The 17274-nt window shown below is 44.6% G+C and carries 16 protein-coding genes; 4 read left to right on the top strand and 12 right to left on the bottom strand.

Annotation, left to right across the window (positions count from 1 at the left end):
- Positions 1-3: 3 nt before the first annotated feature.
- The gene (locus tag AMBT_RS16010) at positions 4-2175 is read left to right on the top strand and encodes a putative bifunctional diguanylate cyclase/phosphodiesterase (protein ID WP_013785681.1); all 2172 of its coding nucleotides are present in this window, start codon (positions 4-6) and stop codon (positions 2173-2175) included.
- Positions 2176-2251: 76 nt separating this feature from the next.
- Here the strand turns inward: AMBT_RS16010 and AMBT_RS16005 are convergent, their stop codons facing one another.
- The 8 genes from AMBT_RS16005 to rpe all read right to left on the bottom strand — a co-directional run bounded on the left by AMBT_RS16005 (position 2252) and on the right by rpe (position 10918).
- Positions 2252-3058, bottom strand: coding sequence for a DUF1338 domain-containing protein (locus tag AMBT_RS16005; protein ID WP_013785680.1), 807 nt, complete (start codon positions 3056-3058; stop codon positions 2252-2254).
- Between the two features lie 58 nt (positions 3059-3116).
- Complete coding sequence (gene astD, locus AMBT_RS16000; RefSeq protein ID WP_013785679.1) at positions 3117-4586, bottom strand: succinylglutamate-semialdehyde dehydrogenase; 1470 nt, start codon at positions 4584-4586, stop codon at positions 3117-3119.
- Positions 4587-4602: 16 nt separating this feature from the next.
- Positions 4603-5640, bottom strand: coding sequence for an arginine N-succinyltransferase (gene astA / locus AMBT_RS15995; RefSeq protein WP_013785678.1), 1038 nt, complete (start codon positions 5638-5640; stop codon positions 4603-4605).
- Positions 5641-5664: 24 nt separating this feature from the next.
- Entirely contained in the window at positions 5665-6873 is a 1209-nt protein-coding gene (locus AMBT_RS15990; protein WP_013785677.1) for an aspartate aminotransferase family protein, read from the bottom strand.
- A 325-nt stretch (positions 6874-7198) separates the two neighbouring features.
- Positions 7199-8422: an HDOD domain-containing protein gene (locus AMBT_RS15985; protein WP_013785676.1), complete on the bottom strand. Its 1224-nt coding sequence runs from the start codon at positions 8420-8422 to the stop codon at positions 7199-7201.
- A gap of 174 nt (positions 8423-8596) precedes the next feature.
- Positions 8597-9172: an anthranilate synthase component II gene (locus AMBT_RS15980; protein ID WP_013785675.1), complete on the bottom strand. Its 576-nt coding sequence runs from the start codon at positions 9170-9172 to the stop codon at positions 8597-8599.
- A gap of 30 nt (positions 9173-9202) precedes the next feature.
- Positions 9203-10210, bottom strand: coding sequence for a tryptophan--tRNA ligase (gene trpS / locus AMBT_RS15975; RefSeq protein ID WP_013785674.1), 1008 nt, complete (start codon positions 10208-10210; stop codon positions 9203-9205).
- Positions 10211-10240: 30 nt separating this feature from the next.
- On the bottom strand, positions 10241-10918 hold the full coding sequence (gene rpe, locus AMBT_RS15970) for a ribulose-phosphate 3-epimerase (RefSeq protein ID WP_013785673.1): 678 nt from the start codon (positions 10916-10918) through the stop codon (positions 10241-10243).
- A gap of 387 nt (positions 10919-11305) precedes the next feature.
- On the opposite strand from rpe, the gene AMBT_RS15965 reads away from it, so the two are divergent.
- From AMBT_RS15965 to AMBT_RS15955, 3 genes are all read left to right on the top strand, one after another.
- Positions 11306-12028 (top strand): TorF family putative porin, encoded by a 723-nt coding sequence (locus tag AMBT_RS15965; RefSeq protein WP_013785671.1) that lies wholly within the window; start codon positions 11306-11308, stop codon positions 12026-12028.
- Between the two features lie 193 nt (positions 12029-12221).
- Complete coding sequence (locus tag AMBT_RS15960) at positions 12222-12500, top strand: hypothetical protein (RefSeq protein ID WP_013785670.1); 279 nt, start codon at positions 12222-12224, stop codon at positions 12498-12500.
- A 45-nt stretch (positions 12501-12545) separates the two neighbouring features.
- Positions 12546-12746, top strand: coding sequence for a DUF2970 domain-containing protein (locus tag AMBT_RS15955; protein WP_013785669.1), 201 nt, complete (start codon positions 12546-12548; stop codon positions 12744-12746).
- On the opposite strand, the gene AMBT_RS15950 is transcribed toward AMBT_RS15955, so the two are convergent.
- The 4 genes from AMBT_RS15950 to aroK all read right to left on the bottom strand — a co-directional run bounded on the left by AMBT_RS15950 (position 12747) and on the right by aroK (position 17050).
- Positions 12747-13625, bottom strand: coding sequence for a Dam family site-specific DNA-(adenine-N6)-methyltransferase (locus AMBT_RS15950; RefSeq protein WP_013785668.1), 879 nt, complete (start codon positions 13623-13625; stop codon positions 12747-12749).
- A 211-nt stretch (positions 13626-13836) separates the two neighbouring features.
- Positions 13837-15351 (bottom strand): SPOR domain-containing protein, encoded by a 1515-nt coding sequence (locus AMBT_RS15945; protein ID WP_013785666.1) that lies wholly within the window; start codon positions 15349-15351, stop codon positions 13837-13839.
- 88 nt (positions 15352-15439) lie between these two features.
- Positions 15440-16507, bottom strand: coding sequence for a 3-dehydroquinate synthase (gene aroB, locus AMBT_RS15940; protein ID WP_013785665.1), 1068 nt, complete (start codon positions 16505-16507; stop codon positions 15440-15442).
- Between the two features lie 27 nt (positions 16508-16534).
- Entirely contained in the window at positions 16535-17050 is a 516-nt protein-coding gene (gene aroK / locus AMBT_RS15935) for a shikimate kinase AroK (protein ID WP_013785664.1), read from the bottom strand.
- Between the last annotated feature and the right edge of the window lie 224 nt (positions 17051-17274).

Raw genomic sequence — 17274 nt, 5'->3', positions numbered from 1 at the left:
CCGGTGGGCGCCGATCTAGATCCTCTAGAAGAAAAATTAAAAAGCTTAGAAAGGCGGCTTCAGCGTGAAAAAACAGCAAGAGAAAATGCAGAATCCTTGCTGTTGCTAAAAGCTGACGAGCTATACAATTCACTCCTTTTCAGTCAGCAATCCCAGAAAAAGTTAGAACTCGCATTATGGGCATCGCAAGAGTCGTTTTGGGATTGGCAGGCGAGCCACGACATCATTGATATTCGTGCGTTTTCACTTAATTCAGAAAGTGAGTCTACCTGGTCCGGAACCCCAATCGACTTAATGGCGTTAGTGCATGAAGGTGACTTGGAAAACTTACAGTTTCAATGGTCGATGGCGCTTCATGGTGGGCGCGAACGCATAGAACTTTCCTTTCGTATGAGCATACAAGGCCAGTTGCAGTGGGTGCGCCTAAGAGGGCGTGTACTTAAGCGTGGTAGTAGTGGTGAAGCCTTACAAATAGTGGGAACCACGAGAGATATAACGCAGCAAAGGGAAGCAGAGCAATCCTTTCAACTCATGGCATCAGCCTTTGCGAATTCTCGCGAACCCATGTTGGTATTATCTCCTAGCTTAAGCATAAACGAATGCAATGAGGCGTTTGTGAAGCTGGTGGGTGCGCCAGATAAAATGGCCTGTATCAATCTTAATCTTAATGATTTGTTGAAGGGTGAAAAGGTAAATACCAATAGCTTGGAGCATAAAAAACAGCTTAGGTTTGAGTCTGTTATTGTACCCAGAGTGGGGGAGAATACCGCGGTTGATATATCCGTATCGGTGTTTGACAATTACCTAGAAGCCTCATCATCGCTTATTGCCACTATGCGGGATATTAGTGAACGCAAACGCAATGAAGCTCGGTTAAAGCAACTTGCCCTGTACGATGAATTAACTGGGTTAAATAATCGCAGCGCCCTGCGTGATATTTTCCAACAACTTTTCGACAGCCACGGCGACTTTTTAGTCGTGTTCATCGACCTTGATGGTTTCAAGGCGATTAATGATACCGCGGGTCATGAGAAAGGCGATGTTGAGCTTCAGCGTGTTGCCGCATTGCTAACCGCTTCATTTGGTCCGTTTGGTGATGTGGCGCGGTGGGGAGGCGATGAGTTTATTGCGGTACTTTCAAGACAAAATATTGAATGGGCGGTGGAGAAATCCGAAGCGCTCATTCGGCTCATCGAAGAAGATGTTGTGGTAACTAAAAAGGTCGAATTGAAACTGTCCGCAAGTATCGGTATTGCCAAATTTCCCGAACACAATGACAGTATTGAAGGCGTTGTACAATGCGCAGATGCGGCAATGTATCACGCCAAAAAACTTGGTAAAGGCCAAGTGAATGTCTATGAGGATGGGCTTTATGAGAGAATGTCGCAACAGGTCAGTATGGTTAACGACTTGCGTAAAGCTATCGAAAAAAACTTGCTCGATTATTATATTCAAGGCAAGTATGACTTACAGGGCAATTTGAAAGGCGGAGAAGTGCTTTGCAGGTGGATATCTGGTTTGCACGGTGTTGTACCTCCTCTGGTATTTATTCCCATCGCTGAAGCGCACGACCTAGACTGCCAGATTGGCTTGCAAGCGCTGGAAGCCGCATGTGACTATATTGCGATGATGGAAGCGCAGCAAGGAGAGAGCATTCCGCTTTCAATTAATATCAGTGTTAACCAAATGCTAGACACCGATTTCCCCGCCCAAGCCACGAAAATTTGTAATGATAGTTCGGTGCGAACCAACATGATTGAACTTGAACTCACCGAGTCTATTTTTATCCGTGATGAAAAAGCCGCGCTTGCCGCGCTAAATAGTCTGCGTGAAGTTGGCTTCCGCCTTTCACTTGACGATTTTGGCAGTGGCTTTTCTTCCTTAAGTTACCTTCGAAACTTTCATTTTGAAGTCGTTAAAGTGGACAGGAGCTTGGTTAAGGATATCCATAACAACAGTAAAGCGAATGCGCTTTTCTGTGGTTTGGTGGCCATGCTCAATAGGTTGCAGATTGAAATTGTGGTGGAAGGGGTAGAGCAGGAGTCTTACTTACCCTTTATGGAAAATGCTGACGTGAACCTCATGCAGGGTTTTTATTTCGATAAACCTATGCCTTATGATCAGTTCCTTGCAAGGCATACAAACTTGTCAGATACGTTCCCTAGCAGAAAATAAAAGGGCTTTCGCCCCTTTATTCATCCCATTTAAATTCTTTGTTGTTCAGACTGCGCCGATTCAACGCATCAAAACGTTAACTGGCGTTAGTGCTTTCAAATATCTTATCTGCGGAAGCTGCCACAAAGCCTTGGTAGCGTTTGCCATTAGGCATGTTATAACGCTGTGCAAATTCGTAGAAACAACTTGGAATGGCAGCGGTCTCGTCAGAGAAATTCACAGGTGCCCGATCGGCCATTGTAGATGACTGCGCTAAGAAGACCTCAGGCCCACCCTTTATTTCGCCGCCAGAGGTGTTTAGCACAAAACCGGCTTCTTTTAAGCGCGTATTTACGTCTGAAAGCTCATCAGTTTGCCCTAAATGATTCACGCTAACCGTGAAGTGATTAGCGCGAAATCCCCATGCCGCCAACCACGCTGCATATTCTGATTCATTAAGCAGAGCATCGTAATCGGCTTTGCTGATATCCCAGTGACGGCCTGAATAAAGGAAGTTATCAGCAGTCACGACATCGGCATCCATTTGCGCTACAAGCTTTTGAATTATGGCTTGTGCATTGTCAGACAGTTCGTTCACTCTCAACTCGCTGATGAAGACTTTTGGTTTTGTGTCATCAGGGTGCTCGAAATGCTTAGCGGTTAGCTTCTTCGCTTCGAAATTATAATCACCCATTTCGGTATATCCAAGGGCAAGAAAGTGAGCGGCCAATTTTTTAAGCGCGGTTTTATCTACTGCAAAGGTTCTAAAAGCTACATGGTCGTTAACAATGTTATTTGTGCTTTCTTCATCCGCAAGCAGGGCATGAATTTTGTGAGCTGAAGGGGTAATTGCAACATAATCGTCCCACATATTGGCAAAAAGCGTATCGATATTGTTATGCATGGGGTGTGTCCTATAAATAAAGCCGCTATTAATAGCGGCTTTGTCTGAATTGGTTTGTTTAAAGTGTTAGGCCTGGGCTTAATTTGCCCGGCAAGGTCACTTTTTCAAGCTCTACCGAGGCGACAGGAAACGCACAGTAGTCGGCGGCATAAAATGCACTGGCGCGATGGTTTCCACTTTCACCAATGCCACCAAACGGTGCTGCACTGCTTGCACCCGTAATAGGGCGGTTCCAGTTAACAATGCCTGCACGAATACGTGCAAAAAAGTAACGGTAGTCTTCTTCGCTATCAGCTAGCAATCCTGCCGATAAGCCAAAGCTGGTATTGTTCGCTTCTTCAATTGCGCTATCAAAGTCGGTGTAGCGAATAACCTTAAGCAATGGGCCGAAGTGCTCTTCATCAGGCAATTCAGACAGCATGTCAGTGACATCAATAATACCTGGCGTGGCGAACCCCTTTTGAGTATCAGGCTGTTCTAATCGCAATAACACCTTGCCGCCTAAGGCTTCAAGGTCTTGCTGCGCTTTAACCATAGATGCTGCAGCATTGGCTGAAATCATTGCGCCCATGAAAGGCTGATCTTCTGCGTCATAGTCATCAATTTTGATATTTTTAGTGACTTCAAGAAGACGGGCTAATGTGGCATCACCTTGTGCATTGGCAGGCAAAAACAAACGGCGCGCACAGGTGCAACGTTGACCTGACGTAATAAAGGCTGACTGCACGATGTCGTGAACCGCACCATCAATATCGGCTACGTCTTTCACAATTAACGGATTATTTCCGCCCATTTCTAGGGCTAAAATTTTACCGGGATGACCCGCAAACTGTTCGTGCAAAATTTTGCCCGTACGTGAACTTCCGGTAAAGAATAACCCATCAATACCATTGTGTGACGCAAGCGCTTTACCGGTTTCAACTTCACCTTGTACTAAATTAAGTACGCCAGCGGGCAAGCCTGCTTGTTCCCATAGCTTAACCATTTCTTCGGCAACCATAGGGGTCAAGTCGCTTGGTTTAAATACCACGGTATTGCCTGCAATAAGCGCAGGTACAATGTGACCATTAGGTAAGTGGCCAGGGAAATTATACGGGCCGAATACGGCTACAACACCATGGGCTTTATGGCGAATGAAGGCTTTACCTACAGGCATAGGGTTTTCCACATTGCCGGTACGTTCGAAATATGCTTTTTCAGAAATAGCGATTTTGCCCATCATAGCGCCCACTTCTGTGGCCGTTTCCCACTCAGGTTTGCCAGTTTCTTTTGCCATCACTTTAGCTAGGTGCGCTTTCGCTTCGCCTAATTTTTCGCCGTAAACCTTAATAATGCTTAAACGTTCTTCAACCGTCAGCATTCCCCATGCAGGGGCAGCGGCACGAGCGGCTTTCACTGCTAAGTCAATTTGGCTAGGGGAGGCTGACTTACCTTCCCAAATAACCTGGTTTTTAGCGGGATCGATTGAGGTTAGGTCGTGACCTTCACCGGTCACCCATTGTCCGTCGATAAAATGTGTATGTAACATATAAAGTGTCCTTCAATTAGTCTCTGAACTTTACAGGTGCAAGACGAACATAGTCGCCCTCTTGCACATTCAGAGCGGCTGCAGCCTGACGCGAAAGCACGGCAATATTTTGCTCTTCGTTAACCCCTATTTCGGTGGCTACCGCGCGAAAGTCTGCAACAGAGGTGTTGATGATGTAGTGGGTTTGGCCTTGTGCCGCCGCCGCGTCATCAATAACAATTGGCATTTTTAAGCTAGACTGTGCCGTTCGGATATGACTGAGATTGGCCTCTACCGTAGGACCTGCATCAAAAATATCGACGTATCCGCGACAACTAAATCCCTCGCCTTCAAGTAACTGCAGAGCGGGGCGTGTTTTGTCATGAACCTGACCAATAACCGCCTGTGCTTCTTTACTTAATAAATTGACGTAAATAGGGTATTTAGGCATCAGTTCTGCAATAAACACCTTATTACCAATACCGGTTAAGTAGTCGGCAGTAGGAAAGTCCATTGAGAAAAAGTGGGTTTCAAGCCATTCCCAAAAAGGCGAACGGCCTTCTTCATCACTTACACCACGCATTTCGGCAATAATAGTTTCAGAGAAGCGTTCACGGTGCTCCATCATAAATAAAAAGCGTACTTTCGATAGAAAACGCCCGTTTATTCCGCCTCGGGCTTGTTCTCTTAAAAACAGCGTACAAATCTCAGTCACGCCCGTGTAGTCATTACAAAAGGTGAGAATTTCAACCGTATTGTGAATGTTTAGCTCGCGAGAGGCATGTACCACTTTACTCAAGTGATAGTGGTAAAACGCATCATCGATACCTACGGCTGCTTCAATACCTGAAGTGCCCACTACTTCGCCGGTGGTCGTATCTTCCATAACAAACAGGTACGACTCATCACCGGGTTGAGTCACGTTAGCTTTGGTGAAAGCTTCTTGCGCACGGTCGACTTTTCTATGCAGCAGATCATCGTTAACCGGCAACGAGGTAAACCCAATACCTGATTCTACTGCAATGTCGTACAAAGCCTGGTAATCAGCTTGTGTAATAGGGCGAATTATATTCATGTTCGCTACTCGCTAAATTGGCGTTTATTCGGCGTTCACAACAGCGGCAACGGCACGTTCAAAGCGGGCTAGACCTTCTTTAATATCTTCATCAGGAATAACCAAAGAAGGAGCAAAACGAATAACGTTAGCGCCAGCAATTAAACACATAAGGTGTTCTTTTGTTGCGGCCATCATAAAGTCGCGAGCGCGGCCTTGGTATTTTTCGTTTAACGCGCAGCCAAGCAACATACCTTGCCCACGTACTTCAGAAAATACCTCGTACTTGTCGTTGATGGCTGTTAAAAGCTCACGATACAAGGCTTCTTTGTGTAGCACGCCTTCAAGTACTTCAGGCTGGTTAACAATATCAAAGGCTTTTTCAGCTACAGCGCAGGCTAGTGGATTACCGCCGTAGGTACTTCCATGCGTACCTGCTTTTAAATGCGCGGCAATGTCAGTAGTGGTTAGCATAGCGCCAATAGGGAAGCCACCGCCTAACGATTTTGCGGTAGTTAAAATGTCAGGTGTCACATCTAAGCCCATATAGGCATACAGGTGACCAGTACGGCCAACACCCGATTGCACTTCATCAAAAATGAGCAAGGCATTGTGCTTATCACACAACTCACGCACGCCTTTGATAAATTCAATATCAGGAGAGATGATTCCGCCTTCGCCTTGAAGGGGTTCCATCATAACGGCACATGTGTTGTCTGAGATTAATGCTTCGAAAGCGGCTAAATCGTTATAGTCGCAATGCTCAACAGCACCAGGCTTAGGACCAAAACCATCTGAATATGCGGCCTGTCCGCCAACGGTTACGGTAAAGAAAGTACGGCCGTGGAACCCTTTGTTGAAAGCAATAATTTGGTTTTTATCTTCACCGTAGTTATCTAATGCGAAACGACGTGCTAATTTTAATGCGGCTTCATTGGCTTCTGCGCCTGAGTTAGCAAAGTACACTTTCTCTGCAAACGTGGCATTGACCAGTTTAGAGGCTAAGCGAAGGGCTGGCTCATTGGTGAATACGTTACTCAAGTGCCACAACTTGCTACCTTGTTCGTTAAGAGTCTTAACAAGTTCAGGGTGACAATGACCTAGTACGTTTACCGCAATACCGCCAGCGAAGTCGATGTACTCAATACCATCTTGATCCCAGACGCGTGAACCTTCTCCGCGAACGGGGACCATACCCGCTGGGTTGTAGTTAGGTACCATCACTTCATCAAACGTTGCGCGAGTTACTGTCATTTTTGTTACCTCTGTTTTAAGCGCCCGTGTCGGTACAATAGACCTCGAGCAGGCGGAAAAATAAACGAAATTACCGGTGAGTATGCCATTTTTTTAAGGAGTTGTCTTGTTTGTGAATGGCTGCAGCCCTTTATATACAAGGACTCTGGCTTAATTTGCAGGAAAAGTGAATAACTATTTACTACTAAGCCATATTGTTTAGGAATAGTGTAATTAAAAGGTGAATTAGGTGTGTAATCTCACAGCCAGAGCGCGTTGATCTGGCGTGGGTCAAATGAGGGTAAAAGGAGATATTTGGCTAATTTGCATGAATATCCACAAAAAATTAGCTGTTTTCTTCCTCCCTTGATAAAGGAAGGGTGAAAATATCAACAGATCTTAGTTTTTCCAATGCACCTGATGGATATTCTTGTTCTTTAATCATTGGTTTTACCTCTGCCACTTCAATCATACGTGATTGATGCAGCATTCTTACCTTCGAATAGGTGCGAGCTTGATGTAGAAGCTTAGCCATGGAGCCTACTTCACAGGGCTCTCTGTTGGCACATTGACGCATCGCATCACCAATAAATAAGCGTTTCAACATCATGTTTTCAATAAGGTCGGCGGATAATGCATCAGCATATTCATCTTGTAATGCAATTAGGTAATTCGCCGATGGTGCCAGCTTTAATAAAGCTTCATGACGCATGCGCTCTTTGTCTTTTTGGCTTTCGGTCAACAGGTGAAGCTGCACCTTATCAAACAACTTGAAGTACAACCGGATGATGGCACAGCGACCTAATTGACTGAGCATACCAAAACTATAAGCCTGAACCGGGTTAAGCTTATAGTGCGGCGCGAGGTGCCTAGCGGATACCGCCGTGCCGTGCGCAAACTGAGTGAGTTTAAGTTTAATGCAAGGGTACGGGTCGGTTACCTGAGGCATGGCACGTTTTACAATAAGAGAAGGAATAAGCAGGCGTAAATTCTCAATGCCTAAGAAGCTAAGTGCCGTTCTGAAAGTTTCCACCACGATTACCCTACCTTTGGAGTCTCGTCTTCTAAAAGCCGGAGAGTTCACGACTTGCATCAACTCGTCATAAAGCCAAGGTAAGTTAGCTGCAATAGGTTCTAGTTTTGATACCGATGCCGCGCGTACCGATAGCGCGTCGAGTAAAGCACCCGTGTCATCACTTAAATTTAATGTGTTGTTGAAAACGTCGGAGGTAAACGATAGCTGCTCGGTAAGCTCACCTAATAAGACTTCATGCAAGTAATGATTAACTGTTTCGGTATATGAGGCATCAGACTGCGCTTTTAGGCGCTTATTCTCAATAGCGACTTTTTCTACGTGAAGTAACTGCCTGCGGGCGTCGCCTTGTTCAGATTGTTCAAAGCTGATTTCACCAGGACCACGCTTCCCCAGCATTTTCATCGCAAGCTCTGGAGAAATTAATAGGCTCTCAAAGCGCTCATCGATAGGCGGCGGGGTCGATGCTGGGGTCGTCATCTCAAAGTAGCTCCTGCTAAGTAACTGTTCTAGCGTCTGTTCATAGATGCCGTGCATTGGGTCGCCCTAATTCCTAAATATATCTACTTACAAAGGCGCTTTGTTGATTAACCTATAAAAAGTAAACAAAAACAACGCCAAATGCGAGTAACTGCAGAACTTTTTATCGGCAGGAAGCCATATAGCTTAAGTTTATTCTGAACCCTTGGCAGAATAACTAAGAGTCAAGGCCTAGGCATTTAGAAAAGCATTTAAAATATCGTGACCATACTCGGTTAGTAAGGATTCAGGGTGAAATTGTACACCCCAGATAGGGAGTGCGTTATGAGAGATTCCCATAATTTCTTTTTCCCCGTCATCAGTCACGCACCACGCATCTATATTTAGAACGTTAGGGAAGTGGTTTTCATCAAGCACCAATGAGTGATAGCGAGTTACCGCGTAACCTTGTTCAAACCCATTAAACAGGCCTCGGTTTTTATGAAAGAGCGCAGAGGTTTTGCCGTGCTTAATTTCTTTTGCACCGATAACAGAAGCACCAAAAACCTGGCCGATGGCTTGATGGCCTAAGCACACACCAAGTAATGGAATTTTCCCAGCGAAGTGCTTAATTGCCTCTACGCTAATTCCTGACTCATTAGGTGTGCAGGGGCCGGGTGAAATCACTAAATGACTTGGCGATAAGGCTTCTATATCGGCAATGCTAAGGGCATTATTTCTCACCACTTTAACGCAAGCACCTAATTCAGTAAGGTAACGGGCTAGATTGTGAGTAAATGAATCGAAATTATCAATTAACAGCAACACGGCAATCTAACCTGTTCAATGCAACACTAATTAAGGCTTTGGAATAAAACCAACAGCTTCATACACCTTTTTAAGGGTTTCTTCTGCGCGGGCTGATGCTTTTTCGGCGCCATTTCGCATAACATCGTTTAAGTAATCACGATTCGTACGAATATCGGCATAGCGTTGCTGAATTGGCTCTAGTAGTCCCACTACCGCTTCTGCTACGTCACCCTTTAAGTGGCCATACATTTTATCTTCGTAGGCCGGTACTAATTCATCTATCGACTTACCTGTTGATAGTGATAATAAGGTAAGCAGGTTTGATACCCCGGGCTTTTCTTGAGGGTTAAAGTAAATGTTCGCTTGTTCGTCTGAATCGGTTACCGCACGCTTAATTTTCTTGGTGATTTTTTTAGGATCTTCAAGCAAGCCAATGAAGTTGTTTGGGTTAACATCAGACTTCGACATCTTCTTTTCTGGCTCTTGTAGGCTCATGATGCGGGCACCGAACTCTGGGATATGAGGTTCTGGTACACGCAAAATGTCGCCGTATAAGTTGTTCATTCGGTTGGCGATATCACGGGTAAGCTCAAGATGCTGTTTTTGGTCGTCGCCAACGGGTACTTTGTCAGCTTGGTACATTAAGATATCTGCTGCCATCAATACCGGATAGCCATAGAGGCCAACATTAATATTGTTTTCGTTTTTCGCTGACTTATCTTTAAATTGCGTCATGCGATTTAGTTCACCCATTTGCGTGTAGCAATTGAGTACCCATGAAAGCTGGGCATGTTGAGGTACATGAGACTGCACGAATAAAGTGCTTTTTTCTGGGTCGATACCGCAAGCTAGGTATAATGCCAAGCCATCAAGACAGGCTTCGAATAACTGCTTAGGATCTTGCCTAACCGTTATGGCATGTAAATCGACCAACATATATAGGCAGTCATGATCGTCTTGCATGGAAACCCACTGCTTAAGCGCACCCATGTAATTACCAAGGGTAAGTTGTCCAGAAGGCTGACAGCCACTTAATACAATAGGCTTGTTACTCATAATGTGTACCTGTACGTTAACGTTGTTTAGTTACGCCTTAGAAAGACGAGATAATTCAGTGCGCATGTCATCAATAACTGCGCGATAATCTGGCTCGGAAAAAATAGCAGAACCGGCTACGAACATATCAGCGCCAGCTTCAGCAATGGCGCGAATGTTATCGACTTTTACGCCACCGTCAATTTCTATTCTTATATCGTGACCACTTTCTAACACTCGTTGCTTAACGGCGCGCACCTTATCTAAAGTGCTAGGAATAAACTTTTGTCCACCAAAGCCCGGATTGACCGACATAATAAGGATATGGTGTAACTTGTCCATGACATGATCCAGATAATGCAGAGGTGTTGCAGGGTTAAAGACTAAGCCAGGTTTACACCCTGCATCAATAATAAGCTGTAGTGAGCGGTCGATATGCTCTGATGCTTCAGGGTGAAAACTAATATAACTGGCACCGGCATCGGCAAATTTTTCGATTAAGTCATCAACCGGTTTCACCATTAGATGCACATCAATAGGTGCAGTAATGCCATATTTTCTTAAAGCCTCGCATATCATAGGGCCAAATGTGAGGTTGGGCACATAGTGATTATCCATTACATCAAAATGAACCACATCGGCACCTGCGCTCAATACGTTCTCTACCTCTTCTCCTAGCCGGGCAAAATCGGCAGACAGAATGGAGGGGGCAATCAAAAATGGTTTCATCGGTTTTCCCTATTTACGAGGCAATGCACGTGCTAAAAGGTGAAGTTTACCGAAAGTTAGCAGTTGAAAACAGCGCTGATTGCATTCGATGACGTGTTACAGATAAGTAAATATTAGGGGGGTAAAAGATTAAATTAATTGCACGCTATTGGTGAGGTTGCATTTTTTTGGTGCATTTCTGTGCACCCATCTTAGCCGTTAAATTCTTTTCGTTTAAGTGCTTTTATTTTAAATGTCTATAAATCATTGGCTTATGTGTTTTTTGTAAGTGGTGCTATATGTGCAATAAGTGGGCATCACTCTTGCGTAATCCAACTCAAATATAAGAAAAATCAAGACAGAAAAATTAATTACAACAAGTTTTGGAACTTCACGGAGAACACACACATGAAATTATCTACTAAAAGCACTTTGCTTGCTGCTGCAGTATCGTCTGCATGCCTATTTACTGCGCTACCTAGTTACGCAGAAGTTACAGCTAACGCAGGTGTAACAAGCAACTACATTTGGCGTGGTCTAACACAAACAACAAATGATGCGGCGGTTCAGGGTGGTATTGACTATGCACACGAAAGTGGCTTTTACGCAGGTACCTGGGCATCAAATGTAAACTACGGTGCTGATGATGTTTATTCGTACGAGCACGATATGTATTTTGGGTTCTCAGGTGAATCAAACGATATTTCCTACGACTTCGGTTACCTCTACTACAACTATGATGCTGAAGCCAACTTCGATTTCGCTGAAGTATATGGCTCTGTGGGTATGGGTGGATTAAGCCTGACTCTTTCTGTTCTAGCTCATACCGAAGCGGATGAAGCTGACAACCGTGATTACGGTTTTGGTGAAGCGACTTATGTTTCTCTAGATTATGGTTTAGAAGTGCTAAATGGCTCGGAACTAGGTTTCCATGTAGGCTACCACCAAGGTGATTTCGCGGAAGACTTCAACGGTGTAGTTGGCGGTTACGCAGATTGGGGTGTGTCGATTGCGAAAGATGGATTTAGCTTCGCAGTGACGGGTACTGACTTAGATGATGACGGTGCCGACGCTTACGATAACGATTCAGTGAAGTTTAGTGTTGGTTACAGCATGGACTTCGAACTGTAAGTTTAAAATGACCTCGAAAACAATAGATTAGTTGTTTCGAATGTCTGAATCTAAAAGCCTGATACTTATGTGTCAGGCTTTTTTTACTGATGAAGTTAGTATTAATATTCATCATTATTGAATATTATCTTGTGACTAATAAGGTTTTATTTATAATGAAGTTCAAAGCAAAATAGCGTAAGGAGTGTTCAGGATGAAAGTACTTCCATTTTATGCAGTATGCGGCATGGTTGCGCTAGTTAGCGTAGCGGTCTATCCACGTTCGGGCTCGGAAGCCTCAGTGTGCGAGTTTCAACCCTCTTCTCGTTTTAACCCTAAGTTACCTGCTAGCCATGTACAGAATCAGTGTGCCAGAGACAGAGACGGCGTTATTGAAGTCAGTTGGCTGTCTTGGATAGCGGGAAAATCGCCTTCATTTCAGTTCCATTTTCTCGACTTGCTTGAGCTACTTCATGATGATGACAGTAAGTAAGACAGTAAGTAGCATGACAATTCCCCTACAAGAGACTTATCAGTAATGAGTCAACAACCGGGTACCGGCTTCTGGTCAGTGCTTATGAGTGTTGTAGCGGGTGTGTTCGGTGTACAAAGCCATAAAAACTACGAGCGTGATTTCACGAAAGGAACTTTTGTTAGTTTTCTGATCATTGGCATAATTTTAGTTGCCATGATGGTGGTCTCTTTAATGATGTTTGTGAAGTGGCTAACCGGTTACTAATTATTTTTTCGCTACAATAGTTTTGCGTTGATTTCGTTTTGGCTTTTTTACTACTGCACTAGGTGGGAAATACGCCAAAATTTCATCTACAGGTTTCCTCGTTGCACCATTTTGACTAATGGAGCGCTTTACCGACAACATGCTGAAGTCTGCGCCCTTATACAAGGAGCGGGTAAGTGGCAAGTCGTGATTAGACACCAATACGGGGATCCCCCGCTTTTTTGCTGATCGCATTGCGAGTTCTGCTAACTTTTCTTGCGCGTCTTGCCCAAAACTGCGTGCCGCATAACTCGTAAACGCAGCTGTTTTACTGATAGGCGCGTAGGGTGGGTCACAATAAATGACATTTCCACGGCGAGCACGAGTAAATACTTTCTCAAAGGGTAAACAAGTGAACGTGGCTTTTTGCGCTTTTTCTGCAAACACAAACATTTCATGCTCAGGAAAATAAGGCTTCTTATAGCGGCCAAAAGGGACGTTGAACCTGCCCGCTAAACTATAGCGACATAATCCATTGTACCCATGCCTATTAAGGTATAGAAACAAAATAGCTCGATAGTACTCGTCTTCGGTTGCATTAAATTCTTCTCGCAATGCATAGTACATTTTCTCATCGTTACGTTCGCCGTTAAAGAAACTGCGTGCGTCGTGGATGATGGCATCGGGCTGAACTTTTAAGAAGTTGTACAGGTTTATTAGGTCAGGGTTGATGTCGTTCAGCAAATACCGCTTATACTGAGTGTTCAGAAACACTGACCCCGCGCCTACAAACGGTTCAATAAGTTTGTTTGCTTGAGGTAACCTTGCCTGAATATGCTCTACTAGGCTGTACTTGCCACCGGCCCATTTTAAAAAGGCCCGGTTTTTCTTCTGCATCATGCGTAAACGTTACTACCTGCACGGAATAAAGACGGTTGTCAATCCGGTACTCGCCGAGTTTGGCGTAATTCTGGGGAGTGGCGTTGCAATTACCTCGCAATACCACGCTAAAGATAGATTGTATCTTTCCTCATACGTTGGAACAACCATGAAACGTAAAGCATACGGCTTTTCTTTTGTTTGAAGTCAGTACAATGGGCACAACGTACTATTATTCGCCAGCTACCAGCGCCATTTCGTCTAGAATTTGCTGCCCACGTTTGATGAACGCTTCGTTCTTAGTCGGGTAATCGGGCAACGCGGACAGCGCTGCTCGAGCTTCTGTTAATGATCGGAATGGTTGATGAAAAACAACTACATGCCAATCACCGCCATACCGCGTAGTCACATACTGTCGGGTCACGGCATACAAGTTATGTTGAGCAATAAATTGGCGAACCACGTTTTTATCTTTAATGCCTACCATTTGAATCACAAAGTCGTTGGGTAAAACCATGTCAGGGCGTAAGATTTCTGCGCTAGCGGCAGTAACACCTTCACGGGTTGTCCCATCATCGCTTAGTGGTTGCTCTTGCACCTTTACGCTACCTTGTTGAACCGAGGTGCCTTGCGGCGGGGCTTGATTTGCTGCGGGTGTTGATGCACTGCTATCAGGCGTGTTCGAAGAAGGTACGCTATCGGCCACTTCACGGGCGACTACTGATTGTGGAGGCTCTTGATTGCTGCTTTGCATTGTTGTACCCACTACTGGCGATGCAGGCTCAACTGCGTTACCTGTAACAAAGCCATCAGCGGAGTCGGCGCTGTCTACTAAGGTACTATTTGTTACATCGCCATCAAGCGAAGAAACGGCCCCTGTCCAGTCAGTCACCAGTTCTACGTTGCTCTCATTATCTGAATTTGGCGCAATAGGCTGCTCAACTTGGCTGTCTGCGACTTTGCTAAAAGCAGAGCCTGGTACCACACTTTCAGCCTCAGAAGGCTTAGGTTGTTGTGCAATTGGTGAAAATAATGAGGATATTGAATCGCCATACTGCCAGGTAACCAACCCGCCAAAGGTTAATAAAAAAACTAAAGCAATCGCAATATAAAACCCCGTAGAAGTAAGTGGATTAGACGGGGCAGTTTCCATAGGAAGGTTTCGTTTATCAAGATGAGCTTGAAACGCTTCTCTGCGCTGGGAAATCATCCTATCTAATTCAGAGCCTTGGGGCTTTGAACCTTGAAGGTTTGAAGAAATGGACTGGCTACTAATAAGCAATGGCGTATCGGTATTTTTGGCTGGAAGCCATTTTTTAGCATTTTCAGCCCACTTGGTTGTGGCAAATAGTAATACGTTCAAATGCTGCTTGTTACCTGCAAAGCGGCTTTGTAACACCAAATCCCATAATTCTTGAAGCAGTTTGTCGGGCATGTGCTCGGCTTGCGTGATAGCAATGAGGACTGGACCCTCATGGTTATTTAGCGCGGATAAAAGTTCGTTAAGAGGGCGTACGAAACTGCCGACTACTTGACCTAACAACTGACGGCACAACTGACCACGGTAGTCAGAAATTTCCATATTGGATTCAGCGGTTAAATACGCTATCTCAGTATCGTCATGCTGCTGGTAGACGAAGGCTTCAAGGGTTTGCTGTTGCTCTGCAATAGAGTCGCCGCTGACAAAAACCAGTTGAGAGGAATAATTAACTAAATACTCAAGACGTTCATGCAATTCACTGTGCATGCGCAATAACCCCATAAAGCCCGATACATGTGTAAAGGGCTAGCAAAGAAAACGAATGTTGGTGTTAGTTAGGTGTGCCAGTAAATGGCTAGCGTAGAATTTCAGTAAGCATATCGTCAGTCACATCTTTAGTGACGACAGCATTGCCCATATTCTTAGGAAGCACAAAACGAATATTACCGGCTTCTACTTTTTTGTCGCGCTTCATATGCTTAACATAATCTGCTTTACTCATTGTGCTAGGCCCTTCCACTGGAAGTGAAAATGCCTCAAAGAGTGATCGTACGCGACGAGTTTCTGACGCTGTAAACCAACCTAACTGCTCTGCAGCTACACAAGCAATTATAGTACCAGCTGACACTGCTTCGCCATGTAACCAGTTGCCGTAGCCTTGTTCAGCTTCAATTGCGTGACCAAACGTGTGACCCAAGTTCAAAATAGCTCTTAGGCCGCCTTCACGTTCATCTTTAGCGACCACTTCTGCTTTAATTTCACAGCAGCGTTTAATGGCAACATTAAGGGTTGATTCATCTAGCTGTTTTAATGCTTGCTCATTCGCTTCAAGCCAAGAGAAAAAGGCTTCATCATAGATAATGCCGTATTTTATGACTTCCGCCATACCAGCAGAGAATTCACGAGGAGGTAGCGTAGACAGTGATTGCGTATCAATAGCGACCAAGATTGGCTGATAAAATGCGCCAATCATGTTTTTGCCTAGAGGGTGATTAACCGCCGTTTTACCACCCACAGAAGAATCTACTTGTGAAAGTAGGGTAGTGGGCACTTGAATAAAGGGTACGCCACGTTGATATGTTGCAGCTACGAAACCACACAAGTCGCCAATAACCCCGCCACCTAATGCTATTAGGGTGGTATCTCGAGCCGCGTTGAGCTCAAGTAAGCGGGTCATGACTACCTCGAATTGCTCAAGGTTTTTATATTGTTCACCGTCAGGTAATACAATGGTTTCAATTTGCTTACTAGCACATGCCGCTTTCACGGTATCAAGGTACAAAGGTGCAACGGTTTCGTTGGTAACAATAACCGCTAACGGACCTTTTATATAAGGCACAAAAAGGCCAGGCTGCTTAAGCAACCCGGCCTCAATATGTATAGGATAGCTACGTTCGCCAAGTTCCACAGTTAAGGTTGACATGGGCGTAGCACCTCCTAATTATTTTATTTATAAACCGATTTTACTAATGATCTGATTTGCCACTGCGCGAGCAGATTGGTCATCAGTATCAACTACATAATCTGCAACTTCTTCGTAAAGAGGATTACGCAAATCTGCAAGATCGCGAAGTACTTGCTCCGGATCGTTGTTTTGAAGCAAAGGGCGACGCTTATCGCGCTGTGTTCGAGCAACTTGCTTATCAATCGTAGTTTGCAAGTAAACAACAATGCCTCGTGCAGACAAACGATTACGAACTGCTTTGGTTACAATTGAACCGCCACCAGTGGCAAGCACGATACCCTGCTTGTCTGTTAAATCATTGATGATGTTTTCTTCACGCGCACGGAATCCATCTTCGCCTTCAAGGTCGAAGATCCAGGCGATATCAGCACCAGAACGGCGCTCAATTTCCTGATCGGAGTCATAAAAATCCAGGTGAAGTTCGTCTGCCAGGTGTCTACCGATGGTGCTTTTGCCAGCACCCATTGGGCCAACCAAAAAGATATTACGTTTTTCAGCCATATTTGCTTATATCACAACTTTATCATGTTAGGGGCATGCACTGTTGCCTTACCAGCCTACCCATTGACTCGTGCTTATTTAATGTCCAATAAGCACTACTCCTTTAACCTCGCTAAAATTTCGAGACCGCGATTATCTCAGTTTCTAACAAGCCCTTGCAAGTATTGTTGAAAACAATTAGCACTATAATGTAAATACAGGGGCATTGCAGTACGAGAAAACGC

It is taken from the genome of Alteromonas naphthalenivorans (assembly GCF_000213655.1).
GTDB lineage: Bacteria > Pseudomonadota > Gammaproteobacteria > Enterobacterales > Alteromonadaceae > Alteromonas > Alteromonas naphthalenivorans.
The sequence above is the reverse complement of the archived record's forward strand: the minus strand, read 5'-3'. Positions and strand labels throughout refer to the sequence as shown.